General features: G+C 69.7%; 18 protein-coding genes and 1 pseudogene. 8 read left to right on the top strand and 11 right to left on the bottom strand.

The features are described 5' to 3' along the window. Positions 1-96: 96 nt before the first annotated feature. Both AC2XR2_RS42340 and AC2XR2_RS42335 read right to left on the bottom strand, forming a co-directional pair. Positions 97-675 carry a DUF4240 domain-containing protein gene (locus AC2XR2_RS42340; RefSeq protein WP_491518076.1) on the bottom strand — a complete coding sequence of 193 codons (579 nt, stop codon included), beginning with the start codon at positions 673-675 and terminating at the stop codon, positions 97-99. Positions 676-1,003: 328 nt separating this feature from the next. After that, a complete protein-coding gene (locus AC2XR2_RS42335) occupies positions 1,004-1,426 on the bottom strand; it encodes a hypothetical protein (RefSeq protein ID WP_491518075.1) in 423 nt (140 codons plus the stop codon). 457 nt (positions 1,427-1,883) lie between these two features. On the opposite strand from AC2XR2_RS42335, the gene AC2XR2_RS42330 reads away from it, so the two are divergent. Next, a complete protein-coding gene (locus AC2XR2_RS42330) occupies positions 1,884-2,489 on the top strand; it encodes a dihydrofolate reductase family protein (protein ID WP_491518074.1) in 606 nt (201 codons plus the stop codon). A gap of 247 nt (positions 2,490-2,736) precedes the next feature. On the opposite strand, the gene AC2XR2_RS42325 is transcribed toward AC2XR2_RS42330, so the two are convergent. Both AC2XR2_RS42325 and AC2XR2_RS42320 read right to left on the bottom strand, forming a co-directional pair. Then, positions 2,737-3,312, bottom strand: a complete 576-nt coding sequence (locus AC2XR2_RS42325; protein ID WP_491518073.1) for a DinB family protein — start codon at positions 3,310-3,312, stop codon at positions 2,737-2,739. A gap of 202 nt (positions 3,313-3,514) precedes the next feature. Next, complete coding sequence (locus tag AC2XR2_RS42320) at positions 3,515-4,753, bottom strand: sensor histidine kinase (protein ID WP_491518072.1); 1,239 nt, start codon at positions 4,751-4,753, stop codon at positions 3,515-3,517. Positions 4,754-5,306: 553 nt separating this feature from the next. On the opposite strand from AC2XR2_RS42320, the gene AC2XR2_RS42315 reads away from it, so the two are divergent. Then, complete coding sequence (locus AC2XR2_RS42315) at positions 5,307-6,236, top strand: alpha/beta hydrolase fold domain-containing protein (protein ID WP_491518071.1); 930 nt, start codon at positions 5,307-5,309, stop codon at positions 6,234-6,236. 78 nt (positions 6,237-6,314) lie between these two features. On the opposite strand, the gene AC2XR2_RS42310 is transcribed toward AC2XR2_RS42315, so the two are convergent. The 5 genes from AC2XR2_RS42310 to AC2XR2_RS42290 all read right to left on the bottom strand — a co-directional run bounded on the left by AC2XR2_RS42310 (position 6,315) and on the right by AC2XR2_RS42290 (position 13,632). Next, positions 6,315-7,478: an AI-2E family transporter gene (locus AC2XR2_RS42310; RefSeq protein WP_491518596.1), complete on the bottom strand. Its 1,164-nt coding sequence runs from the start codon at positions 7,476-7,478 to the stop codon at positions 6,315-6,317. Positions 7,479-7,750: 272 nt separating this feature from the next. Continuing rightward, positions 7,751-8,407, bottom strand: a complete 657-nt coding sequence (locus AC2XR2_RS42305; RefSeq protein WP_381308670.1) for a response regulator — start codon at positions 8,405-8,407, stop codon at positions 7,751-7,753. Then, positions 8,404-9,723, bottom strand: a complete 1,320-nt coding sequence (locus AC2XR2_RS42300) for a sensor histidine kinase (RefSeq protein WP_491518070.1) — start codon at positions 9,721-9,723, stop codon at positions 8,404-8,406. Before AC2XR2_RS42300 ends, AC2XR2_RS42305 begins: the two co-directional genes overlap by 4 nt. Positions 9,724-9,855: 132 nt before the next feature. Continuing rightward, a complete protein-coding gene (locus tag AC2XR2_RS42295) occupies positions 9,856-12,114 on the bottom strand; it encodes an MMPL family transporter (RefSeq protein WP_491518069.1) in 2,259 nt (752 codons plus the stop codon). A 429-nt stretch (positions 12,115-12,543) separates the two neighbouring features. Then, positions 12,544-13,632 carry an AraC family transcriptional regulator gene (locus AC2XR2_RS42290; RefSeq protein ID WP_491518068.1) on the bottom strand — a complete coding sequence of 363 codons (1,089 nt, stop codon included), beginning with the start codon at positions 13,630-13,632 and terminating at the stop codon, positions 12,544-12,546. 184 nt (positions 13,633-13,816) lie between these two features. Between AC2XR2_RS42290 and AC2XR2_RS42285 the strand changes: the two genes are divergently transcribed. From AC2XR2_RS42285 to AC2XR2_RS42265, 5 genes and pseudogenes are all read left to right on the top strand, one after another. Continuing rightward, positions 13,817-15,037: an MFS transporter gene (locus AC2XR2_RS42285; RefSeq protein ID WP_491518067.1), complete on the top strand. Its 1,221-nt coding sequence runs from the start codon at positions 13,817-13,819 to the stop codon at positions 15,035-15,037. Between the two features lie 127 nt (positions 15,038-15,164). After that, positions 15,165-16,511, top strand: coding sequence for a flavin-containing monooxygenase (locus AC2XR2_RS42280; RefSeq protein WP_491518066.1), 1,347 nt, complete (start codon positions 15,165-15,167; stop codon positions 16,509-16,511). After that, positions 16,508-17,386: an SDR family NAD(P)-dependent oxidoreductase gene (locus tag AC2XR2_RS42275; protein ID WP_491518065.1), complete on the top strand. Its 879-nt coding sequence runs from the start codon at positions 16,508-16,510 to the stop codon at positions 17,384-17,386. Before AC2XR2_RS42280 ends, AC2XR2_RS42275 begins: the two co-directional genes overlap by 4 nt. After that, entirely contained in the window at positions 17,383-18,804 is a 1,422-nt protein-coding gene (locus AC2XR2_RS42270; RefSeq protein ID WP_491518064.1) for an aldehyde dehydrogenase family protein, read from the top strand. The genes AC2XR2_RS42275 and AC2XR2_RS42270 overlap by 4 nt, the downstream gene beginning before the upstream one ends. Before the next feature lie 39 nt (positions 18,805-18,843). Beyond that, positions 18,844-19,111: pseudogene (locus tag AC2XR2_RS42265) on the top strand (hypothetical protein); the annotation flags it as partial. A 357-nt stretch (positions 19,112-19,468) separates the two neighbouring features. Here AC2XR2_RS42265 and dctA read toward each other — a convergent pair. After that, positions 19,469-20,848, bottom strand: coding sequence for a C4-dicarboxylate transporter DctA (gene dctA, locus AC2XR2_RS42260; RefSeq protein WP_491518063.1), 1,380 nt, complete (start codon positions 20,846-20,848; stop codon positions 19,469-19,471). Further along, complete coding sequence (locus AC2XR2_RS42255) at positions 20,845-21,963, bottom strand: PrpF domain-containing protein (protein ID WP_491518062.1); 1,119 nt, start codon at positions 21,961-21,963, stop codon at positions 20,845-20,847. Before AC2XR2_RS42255 ends, dctA begins: the two co-directional genes overlap by 4 nt. A gap of 132 nt (positions 21,964-22,095) precedes the next feature. Here AC2XR2_RS42255 and AC2XR2_RS42250 point away from each other — a divergent pair, with 132 nt between their 5' ends. Continuing rightward, complete coding sequence (locus tag AC2XR2_RS42250; RefSeq protein ID WP_491518061.1) at positions 22,096-23,016, top strand: LysR family transcriptional regulator; 921 nt, start codon at positions 22,096-22,098, stop codon at positions 23,014-23,016. Positions 23,017-23,202: the final 186 nt, after the last annotated feature.

Below are 23,202 nucleotides of genomic sequence, written 5' to 3'. Positions count from 1 at the left end.
AGACGTCAGCCGTGGCCAGCAAATCTCAGGCCGTACGAATTCAGCCCAACTGCATGATGTTCATTCTGCACCTTGCATGGACCTTGCTACCTGATCTCAGTCAAGGAAGAGTGCTGCGAGCCGTGGGAGGCGGCGCCTCATCTGCTCTTCATCTTCGGGGTCCCAGTTCCATTCCTCACCCCGCGGCTTGTCCGGACGTGCCATGCCGCGTAGCGCAGTCTCGACTGCTGTATCGAGTGAGTCGGTCTCCCCTTGAATCCTTTGGTATGCATCCGAGATCAAATAACTCACACTCTCGTAGCCGATCCAGCCCCCTTCCTCGCGGCTCATGCGGGTAACCGTAGGCAAGTCGGCAAGAAAGTCGGGATTTTCCACCGCACGGCTGAACGTGTCTCGCCCGAGGAGAATCAGCCCGCCACGGAAGTCCCTGAAGCCGTCATTCGAGTAGCTGCCCTCAATCAAATAAGCGGCCATGCACAAGGAATATTGATAGGCCGAATCCTCCACCTCGACGTACTTGACGTAAAAGTCAACGATCTCGGCCGGCTCCAGTCCGGCAAGGAAGCGGACCAGCGCCTCAGGCAGTGGATCATCTGCCAGTTCGCGATCGTCGGCGCGGTCACCGACCGCAGCCCGAGCCCTCTCGACAAGTCCCCACCACTCATTAATGTGCATGAGGGTGATCATAAACAGGCCCCAAGACCACCCGTACCACCACAGTAGCCAAGTACGCAGAGCTTCATCATGCAGAGGGTCCCGCGAGTGAGGCATGGGCTGGGAGTTGCACGCCATCGCGACGTCCGCCGGCCATCTTCACGAGGCGGAATTGCTGGCGCCGCCTGACCACGGCTTGGATGCATCGAAACCGTGGACGCAGCGCACGTGTACCTCACCGCACCACAGGCCTGCGTGACGTCCGCACGCATGTATCCCTGCGATCCAGTGGACGGCATCGAGGTGTTGGCGGCCAGTTCAAGAAATGGGCTCAGTGAAGCAGCCAACCTCATGGCTTGGGGAGTTCCCCGCGCTCGGTGATCATTCGCATCCATCCCTCCAGGGTGGCGACGAAGTCTTCGAGATCGGTAGTGGTGTAGGAGGCTCCCTCATGGTCCCAGTCAGGGTCGAGGACGACAACGCGGAAGCCGCAGCCGTAGTACCAGCCGGCGTCGATATTGATCTCCCGAGCCTGCAGGCCACCTTTCCGCACCGCATCCTGCTCAGTCAGCCACGGCGGTCGCACGGTACGTACCCAGAACAGGTCTTCGGAGTCGTTGACCTCGACTCTGCCATCCGGCAGGCGCCGGGCCAGCAGCGTGTTGTAGACGACGTTCCAGCCCATGGGAACGCGCAGCGGGAGCAGACTCCACTCCTCGGAAAAGGCCTCAGCCAGCGGGGATCGAGGCGGAAGCTCGAAGATCGCGTCCATGCACCGACAGCATAGCCAGGAGGTTCGCCCTCAACCTGTGTCGAGGCTCGGACGACGCACCTGCAGTCCATCGCCCGGCACGGACTGGATTGGACCCGGATGGGTGCCGCTCGGGGCATCGCGGGCAGCCGCCGTTCTGAGGTGGAGGGGATCTTCGTCTGTCGGGGCGAGGAGGACGCGGAGTTCTTCCTTCTGATCAACAACACCGGTGGACCAGTTGATGTCTGGTCCACCAGCCGCGCGAGTCCGTCTGGTGCGGTCGGACGTTCCTCCGCAGCATGGCTTTTGAGTTGGCGCGGCACCACGGGCCGGGAGCGGCCCCTGCACGTCGGCTGCCACCGGGCCGGGTGGGACTGAGCTGGGTCTTTGCCAGCGCTTACGTCGCTCCAGAGCGCGGCCGATGAGTTTGCGGCTCCCGTCCGGTCCACATTCGTGACACCTGAGAAAGGACACCACCATGTCGGAGCTTCTCGTCGACTTCATCACCACCCTCGACGGCTACGCATCGGGAGAGGGATGGCCCGGGTTCTGGGGCCTCGAAGGCCCGGAGTACCTCGCATGGCTCGGTGAGCAGCCCGCCGTTACCTACCTGATGGGAGCGAAGACCTACCGCCTGATGTCGGGCTTCGCCGCAGGCGAGGTTCCGATGGGCCAAGACGACTTCAGGCCCGAAGAAGAGGCGTCCGTCGACGAGCTCACGCAAGCGTCCAAGGTGGTGTTCTCCTCCTCACTCGAGGAACCACTCACGTGGGCCAACTCCACACTCGTGCGCGACGACGCCGTCGAGGCGGTCCGCGCCATGAAGTCGAGCGGCTCGGGTCTCCTCAGCACGATCGGCAGCCTCAGCCTGTGCCGGTCCCTGCTCCGAGCCGGACTCGTCGACCGCTTCCGGGTCGTGATGTTCCCGGTGATCACCGGGGCCACGGGCGAGGAACGCATCTACGACGGTTATCCGGACGTTGCCCTCGAGATGATCGACCACCGCACCTTCGACGGCCGCATCCAGCTGGTCGAGTACAAGCCTCGCGTGCTCGACCACCCGCCGCTCGGCGTCCCCGCCTGACCTCAACACCCCATCCACTGGTCGGGAAAGCCGCCGGGCCGACGCGGAGCACGATCGAACAAGGGGCGAATGGTCAGCGCTGAGACCGTTCATGATGACCTCATGGCTGGTGTTGATCCTCAGCAAACCCGGACCTCTGCGACCGGCGGGGGCGGACGATCGCGAGGCGCGTCCACGTTCACGTTCACGTTCACGAGGAGAATTCCGAGGGCGGAGACGACATAGGACGAAGAGCCGGAACAGCCGGTCACCGGAGCGTTCGGCGCGGTACTGCCTCGTCCTGCCAGCGGTAGAGGTCGCGCAGCAGGGAAATCTCGGCGCCGTGATGGATCAACTCCCTGTTGACGTGCAGGACCCTGTTCTCCATGGGAAACCGCTCGGGACCCACCGTGGGCGGATTGTCCAGGTCGGCGTCCGAGAGTTCGCGGACCCCCGCGTTCCATCTCCCGTACATCTCGTCGAGTTGTCTCAGCGCCTCGTCAGCGGTCCCCGCGTAGGCGAAGGTCTCGGAGTCGACGTCCTGGCCGCCGAAGTACCATCCGACCCGATAGCCCAGGCACGAGACGATAATGTGCGCCAGCCGCCAGGCAATCGTGGTCACCGGTGCCGGCTCCGGCACCGTCCCGGGGGACGCGGAGTCCATCGTCCATGCCCCCGAGCCTTCCGTCATCGGTGCGGCGGACGTGCCACGCGGGCGGATGCTCCAGCAGCCGCGCACCGGCTCCCAGAAATACTCCTCGTCGGCCAGACCGTCCAGCCGCGGCCGCAGGTTCTTGCGCCAGTACCAGTCCAACTGTTCCGCGAGCCGCTCGCCTCTTGTCATTTCCGCACACTACATACAAGAGGAGCGACGGTCGGACCGTCGGCGCAAGCGCCGTGATCCGCGCTGCGGCGAACAGTTCGGCCGCTGAGGCTGGACACGGGCGCGGAGGACAGCAGAACGTGCCGGCTCCAGTACGGCGATGAGGCCGCAAGCCCTGGCCGATGTGGCCCCGCCACCGTCAGGCGTTCACGCCGCCAAGAGGTCACGCCGGGGGTGCGTCCGAGGCCGCGTTCGTCAGGGGGGTCGGAAGCAGAACGGCTCGAACGCTCCAACCGCCTTGCGAGTTGGGACCGGCGGTGACCGTCCCTTGGTACAGCGCGGCGCGTTCGCGCATGCCGAGAAGGCCCTGCCCGCCGCCTTCCCGGGAATGATCCCGTTCCGTGGCGGGCGGACCGGTGTCCTCGACGGTGACGTGTACGGCGTCCTGCTCCGCGATCAAGGAGACGCGGACCGTGGTGTCGGCGGCGGCGTGCTTGAGGGTGTTGGTCAGAGATTCCTGGACGATGCGGTACAGGGCGAGTTGCAGTCCTGCGGGCAGGCCGGTGAGGTCACCGGCCTGATGAAGGCAGACGTCGGGACCGGCGGCACGAGCCCGTTTCAGCAGAGCGTCGAGGTCACCGATGCCCGGCTGAGGACGAAACGGCGTTTCCTGAGGTCGTTCCTCGCGAATCTTGGTGAGGAGCCGGCGCAGGTCGGCCAGGGCCCCGCGCCCGCTGTCGGCGATGATCCGCAGTGTGTCCGCGGTCTGCTTCGGCTTGGTCTCGGCCAGCCCCGCCGCACCGTCGGCGAGACCGACCACGACGGCCAGGGTGTGCCCGAGGATGTCATGCATCTCCCGGGAGATGCGTGCCCGCTCCCTGGCCTCGGCGAGGCGGGCTCGCTGGTCACGCTCCACTTCCAGACGCACCGCCTGGTCCTCCAGGGCGGCGATGTACGAGCGCGCCACGCGGCCGGCCAGCCCCAGACCGGCCACCGCGAGGATGCAGAGCACCAGGTCGGTGGTCACCGCCAGGGGGCTGTCGATCCGTTGCATCTGCCTGTCCGGCGCGAACGTCATGATGGTCACGATGGTCTGGGGGACGGTGATCGCGACGGCGACAGCCAGTTGAACCGGCGGCGCGAACCGGGCGAGGTTGTACAGCATGATCAGTTGCGCGAGGAAATGAGCGTAGGTGAGGACCCCGGACACGGCCTCCGCCATGGAGAAGGCGGTGATGACGGCGAAGACCAGGAAGGGATGACGCTCCCGCGCGAGCAGCGGGACGGTGAACCCGATCATCACCAAGAGCGCGACCGGGAAACCCGGTTCGGCCCCGGCGGCGCTGTCCAGGAGACCCGGGACACCCAGCGCCGCGCACAGCAGTGGCGCCGCCCATTGCCTGACCCGGGGATGCTCCTGGCCGGCTCGCTGTACCGATATCAGCCAGGCCAGCAGCCGCACTACCGTGCGATGTTCCGGGCCGCCCAGAAGGCTGATGGGTTCCCCCGGTCGAACCCTCGAGGAGGTGGTGGTCACTGGATGCGTCTCCGGGGGCATGCGGACCGTCCGCCGCCCCCCTGAGGGGGTAGGACAGCGGACGGCGGCTGACAGGCGGCTCACGCCCGCGATCCGATCTCGTCGCGGAAAGAGGTGCGGAGGGGCCGTCGTACGGCCCGTATGTCACGTTAAGGGCGGTGCCGCGACAACGCGCGGCACCGGAGAACCCAAAACCGGCACCACGGCTCCTCCCCCGGTAGGAGCCGCCTTCCTCCGAAGGGACCCACTCCGATCGCCGTGGCTCCTCCCTGTCCTTTCGGACGGAGCCACTCCTCCTCAAGTACCGGTCGGGACCGTCGTTTTCGCTTCTCCGGTGCCCTGCTCGTCCCGTACTGGATCACTAGCCTGGACGCACGCCACAGGCAGCACGGGCGGGTCCGCCGGAGCAGGCCGTCACGCAGACGACCGCCCCTCGAAGCGGTGAGCCCGGCGCACCCTCCCACCGAACGGAGCTGTCATGTCCCTCCTGGCCCGGCCGGCGCTGGCCTCCCCCGCCGCCAAAGTGATGCAACGTCTCAATGCCCTGCTGGCGGACCGGCACGTCGCGTCGTCCCTGCACAAGCGTTATCCGGAGTACCCCCGGAACACCCAGGAGTTGACCATCCCGACGTCTGTCGCGCCGGCCCGCGCGGTGGTGTACGTTCCCGACCGTCCCGACGGCGCGCCGCTGCCGCCGGTCCACGTCAACTTCCACGGTGGCGGCTTCGTCCTGCCGCCCGTGGAACTGGACGATCCGCTGTGCCGTTTCCTCGCGGCCGAGGCGAGTGCGGTGGTGGTGAACGTGGACTATGTGGTGGCGCCGCAGCACCCGTTCCCGGCACCCCCGCAACAGGCCTACGAGGTGGTCGAGTGGGTGGCTGCACAGGGCACCGAACACGGTTGGGACGGCAGCCTCCTCACCGTGGGCGGTCAGAGCGCCGGAGGGGCCCTCGCGGCGGCAGTGGCCCGGCAGGCACTGGAGAAGGGCGGTCCCTCCATCGCGCTCCAGATCCTGCACTACCCCCCGCTGGACCTCGTCACCAACGCCAGGGACAAACGCTCCGTCATCGCCAAGCCGCTGCTGCGCCCATGGATGGCGGACATCTTCGACACCTCCTACGTGCCGGACCCTGCCCTGCGCAGCGACCCCCTGGTCTCCCCCGCCCATCCTTCCGACACCGCCGACCTGACCGGCATCGCCCCCGCCTTCGTCATCACGCCCGAACACGACCTCCTGCGCGCCGAGGGGACCCGCTACGCCGAGCGACTGCGCGGGGTCAGGGCGCTCTACGACCACCTCGACGTGTCGGACGCCGACCACGGCTACGACCAGAACGACGCCGAAAAGGCCAGAGCGGTCTACGGCCTGATGGCCCAGCACATGCGCCAGGCCGTGCACCCCGACTGATCGCGCACCGCCCGACGGGAACCGACGATGTGGGGGTACCGGCCCCGTACGGCTGGTACCCCCACTCCTGTGCGCGGGTCAGGCTCCGGGCACCGTGCCCTTGAGCCTGCCTGGCAGGCGCGACGGCACGCTCGGGGCCGGTCCGCGCACCAGTCGCCGAACCCGACGCCCCCGGCGCGGCGGTGGTTCGTCCTCGCCCGATCGGGAGTCGTCTGCGGCCTGGGGCTCGGGCACCTCGGCGGCAGTCGGGGTCTCCTCGTACCGGCCCCGCAACTCCGAGAGCACCCCGAACAGCGCGGCGGTCATGGGCACGGCGAGGAGCATGCCGAGGACTCCGGCGACCGACGCCCCGGCCGTCAGGGCCACCAGGATCACAGCGGGGTGCATCTGCAGGGTGCGGCTCTGGATCATCGGTTGCAGCACGTTGCCCTCCAGGAGCTGCACCACGAAGACGACACCCAGGACCCACAGCGCGGTGCCGAGACCGCCGTCGGCGAAGGCGACCAGGACCGCGACCGCTCCGGACAGGAGCGCGCCCAGGTACGGGATGTACGCACCGATGAACACCAGTGCCCCGAGCCCGACCGCGCCCGGGACATCCAGGACAAGCAGGCCCACGGTGATGCAGACGGCATCGATGAAGGCGACGACCGTGGTGCCGCGCATGAATCCCTCGATCGCCTGGAACGCGCGGCGTGCCATCACCTCGAGGTTCTGCCCGGAGTCGCGTGGGGCGAGCGAGTGCAGTGCGGCGACGGCCCTGTCGGAGTCGCGCAGGAAGAAGAACATGAGCAGGATCGCGAGGGTGCCCGTCGCGGCCATCTCGACGACCACGCTCACACCGTTCATGAGGCCGTTGACGGCGGTGCCGCCGAACTTCGACAGCAGGTCCTTCGCGTTCACGGCGAGATCGTCCAGGGATGTCCCCGCCAGGCCGAAACGCTCCTCGATCGGCGCGGCGGCGTCGCGCAGGGAGGAGATGATCTGGTCACCGGTGTCGATGAGGGCGGTCACCACGATGTATGCGGCGCCGCCCATGACCACGACGACGGCGGCACAGGTCAGCCCGGCGGCGAGCGACTTGTTCATCCTCATCGCGGTCAGCCTGCGGTAGAGCGGACCGAGGAGGGCCGCGCCGAGCAGCGCGAGCAGGACAGGCGTCACGACGGTCTGGAACGCGACGCAGAACCACACGGTCACGGAGATGACTCCGCTGACGAGGAGGATCAGCGCGCTCCCCACGGCCACGCGCCGGGCGATGCCGGGGAGCGGGTCGTGCCGGTGGTTCGTCCGCCGCTGCTCGGGCCATGACTGCCTGTTCAAGGGGGCGCCCGTGCTCCTGATCACCGGACGTACCCGGTGCACCGGCCCGCGCCGCCGACTCCGCGCCGTTCCTGGAGCTGGTCCTCGGGGCTCCCGCATGGGCGTACTCACTCTTCCTCTCCGTTCACGCAGACCCGGATCCGCTGACCACGGCCCCTTGCTGACCTCACGAACCACGTCGCGTCGACTGCTCAGGCCGGCCGTACGAGCCCCACGTCGTACGCGAAGATGACCGCCTGTACCCGGTCCCGGACACCGATCTTGGCCAGGATTCGGCTGACGTGGGACTTCACGGTCGTCTCGGCCAGGTGCAGGTGTTCGGCGACCTCGGCGTTGCTGCATCCGCCGGCGACCGCGGTGAGGACCTCGATCTCGCGCTCGGTGAGGGCTTCCAGCTGTCGCGCCTGCTCGGGCGTGTGCCCGGGCAGGCGTGTGGTGAAGGCGTCGATGAGTTTGCGGGTCAGCCCCGGTGAGATGACGGCGTCCCCGGCCGCGACCGCGCGGACACCGGCGATGAGCTCCTCGGGCAGGGCGTCCTTGAGGAGGAAACCGCTGGCTCCGGCGCGCAGCGCGTCGTAGGCGTATTCGTCCAGGTCGAAGGTGGTCATGACCAGCACGCGGGAGCGGCCGCCGGAGGTGACGATGCGACGGGTCGCCTCGATGCCGTCCATGCCGGGCATCCGCACGTCCATCAGGACGACGTCCGGGTGGAGTTCGGCCGTCATCCGCACCGCTTCGGCGCCGTGCGTGGCCTCTCCGACGACGGTCAGGTCGGGGTGCTGTTCCATGAGCATGTTGAAGCCGAGGCGTTGCAGGGCCTGGTCGTCGACGATGAGGACAGTGGTCATGCCGGGTTCTTCTCCGTAGGCATAGTCGTGGCGGTGGGCGGGAGGAGGTGTAGTTCGGCTCGGACGCTCCAGCCGCCCCGGGAGTTCGGGCCGGCGGTCACGGTCCCCTGGTAGAGCAGGGCGCGCTCGCGCATACCGAGGAGCCCTTGTTCCCCGTCGTCGCGAGGGCGCTCGCGCGAGGAACGGGGAGGGCCGCTGTCCTCGACGGCGACCTGGACGGCTCGGGAGGTGGCGGCGACGGTCACGCCGACCGTCGTCGTGTGCGCGGCGTGCTTGAGGGTGTTGGTCAGTGCTTCCTGGACGATGCGGTAGACGGTGAGCTGGAGGCCTGGGGGAAGGGCGGCGAGTTCTCCCTCGGTGTGCAGGGTCACGGTGGGCCCGGCGGCCCGGACCCTTTCCAGGAGGGCGTCGAGGTCGGTGAGCCCGGGCTGGGGTGCCAGCGGGGAGTCGCAGGACGTGGTGGCGTCCTCGCGGACGCTGCCGAGGAGCCGGCGCAGATCCGACAGGGCGCCGCGCCCGCTGTCGGCGATGATCTGCAGGGTCTCGGCACCCCGCTTGGGCTTGGCCTCGGCCAGTCCGGCCGCCCCGTCGGCGAGACCGACCATGACGGCGAGAGTGTGGCCCAGGATGTCGTGCATCTCCCGGGAGATGCGGGCCCGCTCCGCCGCTTCCGCGAGCCGGGCCCGCTGGTCTCGTTCCACCTCCAGCCGTACCGCCTGGTCCTGCAGCGCGGCGATGTACCGGCGTGCCAGCCGGCCGCCCAGTCCCAGTCCCGCCATCGCGAGCATGCACAGCGACAGCATGACGGCCAGGGCCAGGGCGGTGGTGATCCGCTTGAACTGTACGTCGGAGGAGAAGGCGAGGATGGTGATCACCGTCTGGGGTACGACGATCGACAGGGCCCCGCCCAGAGCGAGGGGTGTGGCGAAGCGGGCCAGGTTGTACAGCATGATCAGCTGGGCGAGGAAGTGCGCGTTGGTCAGCACGCCGCAGGCGGCCTCCGCCACGGAGAACGCCGTGACGACCGTGAACACCAGAACCGGACGGCTCCGGCGCCACAGCAGCGGGACGGTGATTCCGGCCAGCAGGCCCAGTGAGACCGGGAGCGCGGGTCCCGGGCCGGGGTATTCCACCAGGGGCTGGAGGCCGAGCGCGGCGCACAGGACCGGCGTCCCCCACCTCTTGACCCGGGGGTGCGCCTCGTCCACCCGGCCCAGGGCGATCAGCAATGTCAGGACCCGGACCACCGCGCGGTCCTGCGAGCCGTCCAGCAGGGTGCCGAGGCCGGCCGGGGAGTTCTTCGATGCTGAGGTCACGGCGTGTGTCTCCGAGGTACCGGCTGACCGTCCGCCGACCCTTGGGGGGAGTAAGGGCCGGCGGACGGCGACTGAGGGGGCTCCCACTGCCGTGGGATCACATGCGCCGGGCCACTGTAAGCGGTGGGGTGGTCAGTCCTGGCCCCGGCGGGCGGGCGCGAGCAGGCTGTCCTTCGCTCTCCCGGGCCTGGTGTCCCCGCCCGGCCCCGTCGCGTCGGCCGGCCCGTCCAGGACCTGCCGCAGCTTCTCGCCCTCGACGTCGACGTCGGGCAGGATCCGGTCCAGCCACGGAGGCAGTGCCCAGGCCCGGCGGCCCATCAACGCCATGACCGCGGGCACGATCGTCATACGGACCACGAAGGCGTCGAAGAGGACGGCCGACGCGAGCCCCAGGCCGATCGACTTGATCAGTGCGGCGTCGGCGAGCAGGAATCCGGCGAAGACGGAGATCATGATGATCGCCGCGGCGGTCACCACGCGGGCACCGTGCCGGAAGCCCGCGACCACCGCCTCGGTGGGCTCGGCACCGTGGACGTACTCCTCCCGCATTCGGGTGACGAGGAAGACCTGGTAGTCCATGGCGAGGCCGAAGACCACACCGATCATGAAGATCGGCATCACGCTCACGATGGGGGCGGTGGTGTCGACGCCGAAGACGTCCTTGAGCCAGCCCCACTGGAAGACCGCGACCAGGACGCCCAGGGTCGCCACCACGCTGAGCAGGAAGCCCAGCGTCGCCTTGAGGGGAACCAGGACGGAGCGGAAGACGAGCAGGAGCAGGATCAGCGCCAGGCCGACTACCACCAGCAGGTACGGCACGAGGGCGTCGCCGAGCTTGTCGGAGACGTCGATGTTCAGGGCCGTCGTACCGGTGATCACGACCTCCGCGTCCGTGTCCTTCAGCACGGTCGGGGCGGTGGTGTCGCGGATCTCGCCGACCAGGTCCACCGTCTCCTGGCTGTTCGGGGAGCTCTTGGGGACGGCCCGGATCAGGGCCACGTCGCCCGAGGTGTTGAACACGGCCGGGCTCACGGAGGCGACGTCGGGCAGCTGGCCCAGCGCGGTGATCGTCTGCTCGGCGGCGGCCTCGGGGGCCTTGCTGTCCCGGGCGTCGACGACGACCGTCAGCGGGCCGTTGTAGCCCGGGCCGAATCCCTTGCTCAGCGTGTCGTAGGCGACCCGCTGGGTGCTGCCCGCGGGCGCCGTGCTGTCGTCGGGCATGCCCAGGCGCATGGACAGCGCCGGGACGGCCAGCACGCCGAGGACCGCGACCGAGACCAGCAGGGTCCGCCACGGGTGGCGGATGACGTGCTGCACCCAGCGCACGCCCATCGGTTCGCCCTCGCCGCGCTCCTGTGCCCGCATGCGTTTGGTCTGGAGGTTGCTCTTCATGATGCGCGTCCCGGCGAAGCCCAGCACCGCGGGCAGCAGGGTCAGGGCGACGACCACGGCCACGACGACCGCGAACGACGCCGCGAGGCCGAGGTCCGTCAGCAGCCGGATGCCGACGACGCCGAGGCCGGCCAGCGCGATGACCACGGTCAGACCGGCGAACACGACGGCTGATCCTGCGGTCCCCAGGGCTCGCCCGCAGGCGTCCTCCGGCTCGTGGCCCGCCCTGATCTCACTGCGGTAGCGGGAGACGATGAACAGGGCGTAGTCGATGGCGACGGCCAGGCCCAGCATCAGGGCGAGTGTCGACGCCGAGCCGCTCATGTCCCATATCGCGGTCGCGATGGTGATCGACAGGATCGCGATGATCACGCCCAGGAGCGCGGTCAGCAGCGGCAGGCCGGCGGCGAGCAGGGAGCCGAACGTGATCACCAGCGCCACGGCGGCCACTGCCAGACCGATCAGTTCGGCGGCCTTCGCGCCTTCCTTCTCGTTGACGGCGTTGCCGCCCAGACTGACCGCCAGGCCCGCTTTCTCCCCCTTGTCGGCGACGGCGTGCAGGGCGTCCCGCGCCTCGCTGGTGACGTCGGCCTGGGCGACCCGGTAGGTCACCTGGGCGTAGGTGATCGTGCCGTCCTGGCTGATCAGACGACTGGTGTAGGGGTCGCTGACGTTCGCCACCTGAGGGGCCTTCTCGAGGTCGGCGATCAGTGCCTCCACCTCGGTCCTGTGGGGCCCGGACGTGAGCTTCTGCCCGTGGGGGGCCTCGAAGACGACTCGGGCGGTGGCGCCCGAGGCGGAAGCCTGCGGGAACTCCTTGTCGAGCAGGTCCAGCGCCTTCTGGGACTGGGTGCCGGGAATGGTGAACTGGTCCGAGGTCGTGCCGGACACGCTCGCGGAGCCGATGCCGACGACAGCCAGGACGGCGATCCACAGCATCACCACAAGGCGCCGTCGTCTGAAGGCGAACCGGCCGAGCCTGTAGAGGAAGGTGGCCACAGGAGTACTCCCACCTGGGAAAACAACGGAATGGATGACGAGGACTGGGGGGTCTGCTGGACCCGTCCCTCAAGCTAGGCGCGGAAATCCGGTCACCCACGGCACCAGGGAAGCGAATACGCCGCTGCTGCCTCCTCCTCGGGTAGGGGTCCCCCTCCTCCCGAAGCACCCGGAGAACCCCATGCAGGGGGAGGACCAGCGGATGTACTCAGCGATGAGCCGCGTCGGCGGCCGGCCTCCGCCTGGGGTCGCACGGAGGTGCGCGGCCCCAATGGCGCGGATCCGTGAGGCCCCACGCTGATGCGGATCGGCGTACCAGATGGGCTGTGCCTGATGGTGTTGCCGATCAGGTGGGTGACGAGGACCGTCTCCGCAGGCGCTCGTAGCGACGTCGGGCCGCCCGCGCGCCCCTGTGAGGGATGGCGAGCGTCACGCGTGTGGTCGGCCGGTGGGTGCCTCCCGCTCCAGCAGTCCCGTGCGCAACTCGAGCGGGGTCACTCCGTGCCACCGGCGCACCGCCCGCCGGAGTGCACTCACGTCGGCGAAGCCCGCCTGGCGTGTGATGTCACGGAGCGTCAGGTCCGGTCGTCGTAGCAGTTGTTCGACCTGCTCGCGGCGCACCCCGTCGACGATCGCCTCGTACGTGGTGCCGCACTCGGCCAGGCGGCGGCGCAGGGTGCGTTCGCTGGACGCGTGCCTGCGGGCCTGCTCGGGGAACGAGGGGACGGCGGGGAGGCTCTGCGCGACGGAGATCTCCAGCACCTCGAGCAGGTCCTGCTGGTCGCGCCGTGAGGCCATCTCCTTCTCCAGTACCTCAAGCACCGACGCGTAGGTGATGGGGTCCCGGCCCGGCATGGCCGCACGGGCCCACCGGGCCGGGAACACCATGCGGTTCCCGACGGCGTCGAAGCGCAGTGGGCAGCGGAACAGGTCGTCGAACGGGCGCATGTCGCGCGGGGCGGGAAAGGCGAACTCGACCGCCTGCGGGGCGAACGCGGCACCGACGCTCAGCCGGGTGAGGGTGACGACGCTGGAGTACGCCTCCTCGGTCAGGAAGACGGCGACCGTCGGATCCAGCGCGGGGTCCGGCAGATCGGCGCGCACCACATAGCCGGCGTCCTCCCGGCGGGCCGACCACACCGTCATCGCCCCGGACAGGTTCTGATAGCGCACGCCGGTCTCGATGGCGTCCTGAAGAGTGTCGGCGGCCATCATGGCCAGGCCGATCAGCCCCCACGCCGTGAGGTGCTGCGCCGCGCCCACCCGCAGCCCCAGATGATCGTCGCCGGTCAGGCGCACCGCCTGGCGGATGACGTCGCTGCCCTGCCGGTAGGAGACCCGCAGCGCGGCGGAGCCCATCACCGCCGGGTCCAGTCCCACGCGGGTGAGCAGCGGCTGCAGGTCGACGCCGGACTCGCCGGCGACCCGGCCGAGGTAGCGCAGGATGTTCGGCGCGATGGTCGCCGAGGTGCTGCGGTTCGTTCCCGGAGATGTGACCGGGGCGGGAGCATCGGGCATCGCGTCCCCTCTCACCAGGGCGTTTCTCGCCTCACTGTAAGCAGCCGGGCCCCGCCTGTCGCGGGGGTGGCCGCCGGGGCCCCCTTTTCGGCCTCCGGCGCGCTGCACACGTCTTTTCGCCGTCCCTACCTTGTGCCGAACCCGCCCGTTCTGCGCTCTCGCGCCGGTGTACCGAAGGCTCGCCATGATCGCACCTGTTCAGACCCCGGCCCGGCGACGATCCGTGCGCCGCAGCCCTCATGCCGCGGCCCGAAGGGCTGTGGCGACGGTGTTCGCCGCCCAGGGAGCGGCGGTGGCCGCGGTGTCCACCACGGTGCCCGCCGTCAAGGAGCGTCTCGCGCTCTCCCCGCTGACGATGACCGTGCTCGTCGTGACCGTCGCGCTCAGCGCGGGCGTCGGCAGCTTCGCCGGGCTGGCCGTGATCCGGCGTGTCGGGCTGGTCGCCGCGATGCGGGCCGCCGTCCTGGCGACCGCCGCGGCCCTGCTGCTGATCAGCTGGGCTCCCAGCCGGGCCGTGGCCGCCGTGTCCTACGCACTGTTCGGCATGGCCCTGGGCTGCATCGACGTGTCGGCGAACGCGCGGGCCACGGCCGTCGAACGCCATTACGGCCGGAGCATCTTCGCCTCCTTCTACGCCGCCTGGAGCGCGGCCGGAATCGCGGCCGCGCTGCTGACCGCGGGCACCGCTCACCTCGGCCGGCCCGTCGAGTACACGCTGACCGCTCAGGCCGGCCTTGTTCTGGCCCTTGCCCTGACCGTCCGCGCCCACGAGCTTCCCACCGACTCCCCCCTCGCCGTGTCCGCCCATGAGGAGTCCCGCGGAGATTCCGTCGCGCTCGGCCGCGGACTGTGGGGCAGACTCGCTCCGTTCGGCCTGGTCCTCCTCGTCGCCTATGTCATCGACTCCACGGTCTCGTCGTGGTCGACGCTGTACCTCCACCAGACGCTGGACACCGCCCTGTCCCTCGCACCTCTAGCCTATGCGGCCTACCAGGTGGGCACCGTCACGGGGCGGGCCTGCGCCGACCGTCTCGTACGCACCCTCGGCCCGGTGGCGGTGATCCGTGCCGCCACGGTGCTCACCGCCGCCGCGCTGGCCGGACTGGCGGCAGCCCCCGCCTGGCCGTACGCCGTCCTGGCCGCCGCGTGCACCGGGCTCGGGGTCTCCGCACTCGTGCCCCTTTGCCTCGCCTCTGCCGGACGCCTGCGACCGGGGGCGACCGAGGCGGTCCTGGCCCGTATGAACGTCTTCAACTACGCGGGCGTGCTCGCGGGCGGCGCCGCCGCCGGAATCCTCGGGTCCACCGGCCATTTCCGCCTCGCCTACGCCATCCCCGCCGCACTCGTCCTCGCCCTCCTGATGGCCGCACGGTCTTTCGCATGGCCGCCCAGGCCCCCTCTCTGACCGGCCGGACCATTTCCCGCTGAACTGCAGATGAATACGTTCCTTTCAGCGCTTGAGCGCTTCAGCCCTTCCGTTTTTGGCCCTTCGGGAACGGGACTGCGGACCGACAGAAAAGGGGATCCGCCTCATGGGAGAAATCCAGTACGACACCTGCGTGATCGGAGCGGGACCTGCCGGGCTCGCGGTCGCCCGAGCCCTGACGGAGCGGAACCTGCCGTACACGCATCTTGAGCGGCACACAGGCCCGGGTGGCATCTGGGACATCGACAGCCCCGGCAGCCCGATGTACGAGTCGGCCCATTTCATTTCCAGCAAAACCCTCTCGGGCTTCGGGGGATTTCCGATGCCCGACGAATTCGCCGACTATCCGCCGCACCGGCAGATCCTCTCGTACCTGACGTCCTTCGCCGACGCCTACGAACTGACGGAGCGCATCCAGTTCGGCGTCGAGGTCGAAAGCGTGGACAAGAACGCCGACGGCACCTGGACGGTCACCCGGACCGACGGACGGCAGACCGTGCACGGCCAGGTCGTGGTGTGTACGGGGTCCCAGTGGCACCCCAACGTCCCTGAACTGCCCGGCCACTTCACCGGGGAGATCCGCCACACGGTCGGCTACCGCAGCGCGGAGGAACTGCGCGGCAAGCGGGTTCTCGTCGTGGGCGCCGGGAACTCCGGCTGCGACATCGCCTGCGACGCGGCCCGCAGCGCGGACCACGCGGTGATCAGCATGCGCCGCGGCTACTGGTTCATCCCCAAGCACCTCTTCGGCCGGCCCGTGGACACCATCGCCAACGACGGACCGCACCTGCCGATGTGGCTGGCGCAGCGGGTCTTCGGCACCCTCCTGCGGATCATCAACGGCGACCCGACGCGCCTGGGCCTGCAGAAGCCGGACCACAAACTGTTCGAGACCCACCCCACGATCAACTCGATGCTGATCCACCACCTCCAGCACGGCGACATCACAGCCAGGCCGGGGATCGCCCGCACCGAGGGCCGCACGGTCCACTTCACGGACGGCACCCGCGACGACTTCGACCTGATCCTGCTGGCCACGGGTTACGTCCACCAGGTGCCGGTCGCGCAGAAGTACTTCGGCGACGAGCAGCACCCCGACCTGTACCTGTCGTCGTTCTCCCGCGACCACCAGGGCCTGTTCGGAGTGGGCTTCGTCGAGACCAACTCCGGCGCGTACCGGCTCTTCGACACCCAGGCGCAGATGATCGCCGGGCACATCGACGACGTGGCGCAGGGGCTGCCGAACGCACAGCGGTTCGCGGGCATGATCCGCACCGACCGCCCGGACCTGTCCGGCGGCCTCAGGTTCGTCGACTCCCCCCGGCACACCGGCTACGTCGACAGCGGGGCCTTCGTGAAGCACCTCGCCAAGGTCACCGCCGAGATGGGCTGGCGCACCGAGGGCCTGCCGCCGCGCGTGCGGTCCCTGCGGGACGTGGAGGCGGTCTCGTGAGCGGCTTCGACTTCCGTGACAAGGTCATGCTGGTGACCGGCGGCGCCGGCGGGATCGGCAGCGCGATGTGCCGACGCTTCGCCGTCGGGGGCGCCCGCTGCGTGGTCGTCGACATCGACGTGGCCCGCGCCAAGCGGGTCGCCGCCGAGCTGCCCGGCGCCGGCCACACGGCCCTCGGCTGCGATCTGGTGGACCGGGCCCAGGTGGCGCACCTTTTCGATCAGGTCGCCGACGTGTACGGCCGCCTCGACGTGCTTGTCAACAACGTGGGAATGACCAACGCCGAACGCTTCGACGTACGCAGCGTCGAGAGCATCGAGGAGGAGATCACCCTCAACCTGACCTCGCCGCTGGTCGCTACCAGGATCGCGATCCCGCTGCTGCGAGCCTCCCAGGATGCCCGCGTGGTCACCACCGTCTCCCTCGGCGGGATCTTCCCGCTGGGCGAGACCCCCATCTACACGGCCTCGAAGTTCGGGCTGCGCGGGGCGATGCTCGCCCTCGGGCTCGACCTGAGGAGCAAGGGCATCCTGGCCGGGTCGGTGCTGCCGTCGGCGACCGACACCCGGATGCTGCGCCAGGAGGCCGTGGACGGCGGGAACTCCGTGCAGTTCCAGGATCCGCCGCAGCAGCCCGCCGACGTCGTCGCGGCCGTGGTGAGCCTGCTCGACAAGCCCCGCCTGGAGGCCTATCCCCGGACCGGCGAGTCCCGCCTGGTGCGGTTCGCGATGCTGGCGCCGAACCTGCTGCCGAGGGCGTTCCCGCTGTTCCGGCGGAGAGGGGAGCGCGGCATGGCCCGCTATCTGGACGAGCTGCGCCGCCGGGGGCTGGCCCGGCAGACCGACGGACGCTGGGAGCTGGTGGAGGAGAAATGACCGCAGTCGAGGGCCCCGCCACGCTGGAGGTCGTCAACCCGGCCACCGGCGAACTGATCACCACCGTGCCGGCCACCAGTGCCGAGGACGTCACCAAGGCCGCCGAGCGGGCGGAACAGGTCTTCGTATCCGGTGTCTGGTCCGGACGGCCGGTCCGGGAGCGCAGCGCGGTGCTGCTGCGACTGGCCGACCTGATGGAACGCGACACCGGGATCCTGGCCCGGCTGGACAGCGAGGATGCGGGAAAGCCGATCACAGAATGCCTGACCGGCGACGTACCGGGCGCGATCGAGTCGATCCGCTGGTTCGCCGAAGCGGCCGACAAGGTGTTCGGCAGAATCGCCCCCGGCGGACCCGACGGCCTCGGCCTCATGACCCGGGAACCGGTCGGGGTGGTCGCGGCGATCCTGCCCTGGAACTACCCGCTGGCCATGACCGCGTGGAAGGTCGGCCCCGCCCTCGCCGCGGGCAACTGCCTGCTGGTCAAGCCCGCCGAGGCGACCCCCCGCTCGGCCCTGCACCTGGCCGGACTCGCCGCCGAGGCCGGCCTCCCCGAGGGGGTCCTGACGGTTCTGACCGGCCACGGCTCCTTCACCGGCGCCGCCCTGGCCCGCAGCCCCGTCGTGGGCGCCCTCTCGTTCACCGGCTCCACCGAGACCGGGCGCCGCATCCTCAAGGACGCGGCCGACAGCAACTTCAAACGCGTCTCGCTGGAGATGGGCGGCAAGAGCCCCCAGGTACTGATGGCCGACGCGCTCGCCTACGGGGACGAACTCATCGACCACATGATCGAGGCCGCATTCCTGACGATGGGGCAGAACTGCACGGCCGGTTCCCGCGTCCTGGTCCACAGCAGCATCGCCGACGAGGTACTGCAAGGGTTCACGACCGCCGCGAAACGCCTGGTCATCGGCGATCCTGCGGACCCACGCACTCAGGTGGGGCCGCTGATCAACCGGGCGGCCTTCGACCGGGTCGCGGCGGCGGTGGAAGCCGCCCGGGCCGGTGGAGCCCGCATCCACACCGGTGGGCTGCCGCACGGCCTGCCGCAGCGTGGGGCCTACTACCCGCCCACCGTGATCACCCACGCCCCCGAGGGCAGCGACGTCCTCACCAAGGAGCTGTTCGGCCCCGTCGTCACCGTCCAGACCTTCACCACCGAAGACGAGGCGATGTACCTGGCGAACGCCACCGAATACGGGCTCGCCGCCTCGGTATGGACCCGCGACCTCGACACCGCCCTCCGGCTGGCACGCGGCGTCCAGGCCGGTGTGGTCTCCGTCAACGCCTACAGCGAAGGTGACATCACCACGCCCTTCGGTGGCTGGAAACAGTCCGGATTCGGCGGCGTGGAGAAATCGACCAATGCTTTCGACCAGTGGACCCGGGAGAAGACCGTATGGATCCGCACCCGGTGATCCCCTCGGCACACCGGTGTCGACCGCACAGCATTCAGCATCGTGCGACAGGAACGGCCGCACCCCGGCACCCAGCTGCACTTCACCCACGCCGACGGCATGCGCCTGACCTGCTGGGCACCCACACCCACCACACGGCCAGAGTGCGAGGGCCAAGGACCGTATCCGCGCTGCCCGAGCAACCGGCATGCGCCGCGTCCTCCGCTTCGCCGGGCAGTGGCCCTGGGCCGACCTGATCACCGATGCTCTGCGCCACCGGCTCGCGGCACTTCCAACCCCCGACCAACCGGCCCCCCTGTCCCTATGAGCAGCTCCACCCGGCCGGCGTCGTGGAAACCGGCGCCCTCGACAGCCGGGCCACCAGCCTGCCCGCCTGCCCCACGCCACTGCGGTGGGCCCGACACCCCATGGCCGGTCCGGCTTTTCGGCGGCACCTGCAGGCGGGTGGCGTCGCTTCCCAAGCTGAGAGCCCGGGTTCGATTGTCGTCACCTGCTCCGCAGGCCTGCGGGCGGACTGCGCGGCCCCGAAGCCGGCCGTTCCGCTGCCGATCACGAGGACGTCCCGGTGTGCCGCGCGTCCTGTCGTGGGCTCTCCTGATGCACGCGAGGAGCCGGTCCGGAGTCGGAGCTCCGGACCGGCGGTCCCAGGGGTGCGCAGTGCGCGTCACCCGATGGCGGGCACCGGTGCGGGGGCCGGTTCCGGGGCCGTCCTCGGGGCGTCGGCCTCGTCGGCGGGGGTGTAGGGGATCTCCCCACGCAGGACGGCCTTGGCGCGGTCCTCGTCGAGCTGGCCCTCCCAGCGCGCCACGGCGATGGTGGCGACGCCGTACCCGACGGTGCTGGTCAGGGCGCGGGCCTCGGACATGAAGCGGTCGATCCCGAAGATCAGCGCCAGCGCGGCGACCGGCACGTGCGGGATCGCGCTGAGGCTCGCGGCCAGGGCGACGAATCCGGAGCCGGTGACGCCGGCGGCGCCCTTGGAGGTGAGAAGCATGACGGCGAGCATGGTCAGTTGCTGGCCGAGGCTGAGGTCGATGTCCAGCGCCTGGGCCAGGAACACCGCGCCCGTGGTGAGGTAGATCGCCGTGCCTTCGAGGTTGAAGGAGTAGCCGGCGGGGACTGTCAGGCCGACGACCGGCTTCGAGGCGCCGAGGTGCCCCAGCTTGTCGATCAGCCGCGGCAGGACCGGCTCGCTGGACGAGGTGCCGAGGACGATGAGCAGTTCGTCCTTGATGTAGCGGAGGTAGGGCAGCAGGCGCAGCCCGTTGAGGCGCATGACCGAGCCGAGGACGACCAGGACGAAGACGAGGGCCGTGAGCCAGAACGAGCCGACCAGCAGAAAGAGGTGACGCAGGGTGTCCAGGCCGTAGTTGCCGATGGTGAACGCCATCGAGCCGAAGGCGCCGACGGGCGCGAGCCGCATGACCCAGCGGATGACGATGAACATCACCTTGGAGAAGCTCTCCACCCCACGCTTGATGCCCGCTCCGGCCTCACCGGCGGCCTGGATGCCGAAGCCGAAGATGATCGAGACCAGCAGTACCGGCAGGATCTCCTCGCCGGTCATCGCGCTGACGAGGGTCTGCGGGATGATCGAGAGCATGAAGTCGGCGAAGCTCTCGTGCTGAGCCGTGGCAGCCTCGGGCAGCCCGGACGTGCTCAGCGTGCTCGGGTCGACGTGCAGACCTTCGCCCGGCTTGACGACGTTGACGACGACCAGGCCGATGACCAGGGCGATCGTGGTCAGGATCTCGAAGTAGACCAGCGCCTTGAGCCCGACCCGCCCGACGGCCTTCATGCTCTCCAGGGAGGAGATGCCGTGGACCACCGTGCAGAAGATGAGCGGTGCGATGGTCATCTTCACCAGGGCGATGAAGCCGTCGCCCAGGGGCTTCAGCTCGGCGCCGAAGGACGGCCACAGCCAGCCCACGGCGGCGCCCGCGAGGACGCCGACCAGGCACTGGACGTAGAGGTGGGACAGCATCCGCCGGATGCGGCCCGGTGGTGTGGCGACGGTGGCCTGGGCAGCTTCTTTGCGGCTCATGCGGGGCGTCCTTCCAGGACGGGAACGAGGAGTTCGGCTCGGGCGATGCGGCGGGCGGCGCGGTGCAGCAGCACTGTGGGGGACGCGCTGTCCGGTGCGGGGACGGTCTCGGCGGTGATCACGCCGGCGGGGGTGCCCAGGCGCAGCGTGCCTTCGGCGGTCTGCCGGGCGACGCGGTGGGCCAGCGTGGCGGGGATGGCGGCCGCGGTGGCCAGGGCGACGGCCGAGGTGAGGCCTATCGCCGGGTGCGGGGCGTGCATGGAGACCATGCGTACGGCCAGGTCGTACTCGTCCTGAGCGACCAGAGCGCCATGGGTGGTCCGATACGTGGCAGGTCGGGCCACCACGCCGACCTTCGGCACCGCGTGGCTGATCGGGTCGTTCTCGTCGACCAGGCCCATGGCGAGGGCCGCCTGCCGGCGCAGCACGGTGAGGGCGGGCACCACGCCGGCGAAGTCGTCGAGGGGTGCGTCGCCGTCGAGGCCGAACGCCTTGGCCTCGAAGAGCGCGGCGGGAGCCCCTGCGTCGACACAGGACACCTCGACCGGTCCGCCGGGCCCGGGCAGGGTGTCCACGACATGCCCCGTGGGCAGCGTCCGGCCGGTGGTGGAGCCCGCCGGGTCCTGGAACCCGAGCAGCACCGGCACTCCAGGTGCGTCGGTGCCCGGCACCCTGGCCGTGCCCTCGTCCGGAGCGGCGCGACCGGGGGTGGGGATGGTGCCGGTGAGGCGGGCCCCGGTGTTGACGTTGAGCATGCGGACGGTGGTGGACTCCGACGTGATAGGTACCAGGCCGTGATGGACGGCGTACAGGGCGACGGCGGTGGCACAGTTGCCGCAGTTGCTGGCCCACTCGACCCGCGCGTCGCCGACGCCGACCTGCGCGAAGGCGTACTCGATGTCGACGCCCTGCTCACTCGACGCCTCGACGACGGCGGCCTTGGAGGTGGTGGAGGAGGCACCGCCCACGCCGTCGATCTGGCGGGGGTCGGCTGCGTTGAAGGCCGCGAGCAGGAGGGTGTCGACGTCCACGCCGGTGGCCACCACGTCCTGGCGGTCGAAGATCCAGCACTTGCTGGTCCCGCCGCGGATCATCTCGCCCTGCAGACGCAACACAACAGACTCCTTGTGGATGCCCGGACGGCGCTTCCGTGCGGGGTGCGATCCACAGTGAGCGACGGCAGCGTGAAGTACAATCTCGGAAATCTGCATGGGTATTAAGTTGAAGTTAATGACGGAGGTGGCACAGTGCTCGACGTACGGCGCATCCTGCTCTTCGCGGAGGTGGCCCGCCGCGGCTCCGTGTCCGCGACCGCACGCGCCCTGAACTACACCCCGTCAGCGGTGTCGCAGCAGGTCAACCGCCTGGAGGAAGAGGCCGGGCAACCGCTCCTCGAGCGCCATGCGCGGGGCGTCACCCTCACCGATGCGGGGCGCGCGCTGGCCGAGCGCGGGGAACGGATCGAGCGCGAGCTGAAGGCCGCGGACAACGAACTCGCCGACTTCGCGGGACTGCGCACGGGCACGCTGCGTGTCGGCACCTTCCCCACCGCCGGAGCTTCCCTGCTGCCCCGAGCGGTGATCACCTTCCGTGAGGCACACCCCGGCGTACGGCTGACTGTGCGCAGTGCCCGTATCGCCGGACTCTGGTCGATGCTGGAGAACCGGGAAATCGAAATGTCCCTGATGTGGGACTACGACTGGTGCCGCATCGAGCGGGAGGACGCGGTCGTCGTCCCGCTCGCCGACGACCCTCCGGCGCTCCTCGTCGGCGGCAGTCACCCCCTCGCGGGCCGCGCCTCTGCCACCCTTGCCGACCTCTCGGACGACCCGTGGATCACCCGCGCCGACAACCACCCGGTGGCCGAGGCACTCGAACGCAGTTGCCGTGCCGTCGGCTTCGAGCCGCAGATCGCCTACGAGGCCCACGACTACCAGGAGGCCCAGGCCATGGTCGCGGCCGGCATCGGCGTCGCGCTGGCCCCTGCCCTGGCTCTGGAGGGCCTCCGCTCCGGCGTCAGCATCCTGCCCCTGCAGCCACCCGCCCCGGTCCGCCGCATCCTGCTGGTCCGCATGGCCGACCACGCTCTCACGCCCGCCGCCCAGACCTTCGCGAGCCTGCTGCGCGAGAGCGCAGAGCGCCGCGGTGCGGACCTCCCTGCGCCGTGATGCCGACGCTCGTCTGTAGGACGCGTCCTCGCAATCCTGCACGCCGATCCCGCGACAGGCCCGCCGGACGGCCGTCCCGCCGCGCCCCGTCCAGTCGTAGGCCAGTTGCTCCAACGCCATGGGGTGCGCTGTGAGCATGCAGAGCGTCCTGGTGGAGGTTCGACGGTGATGGCAGTCATCTCAGTG

The sequence above is a fragment of the Streptomyces sp. LS-MS-L19 genome, from assembly GCF_058382285.1.
This window is presented reverse-complemented; position numbering and strand designations above follow the sequence as displayed.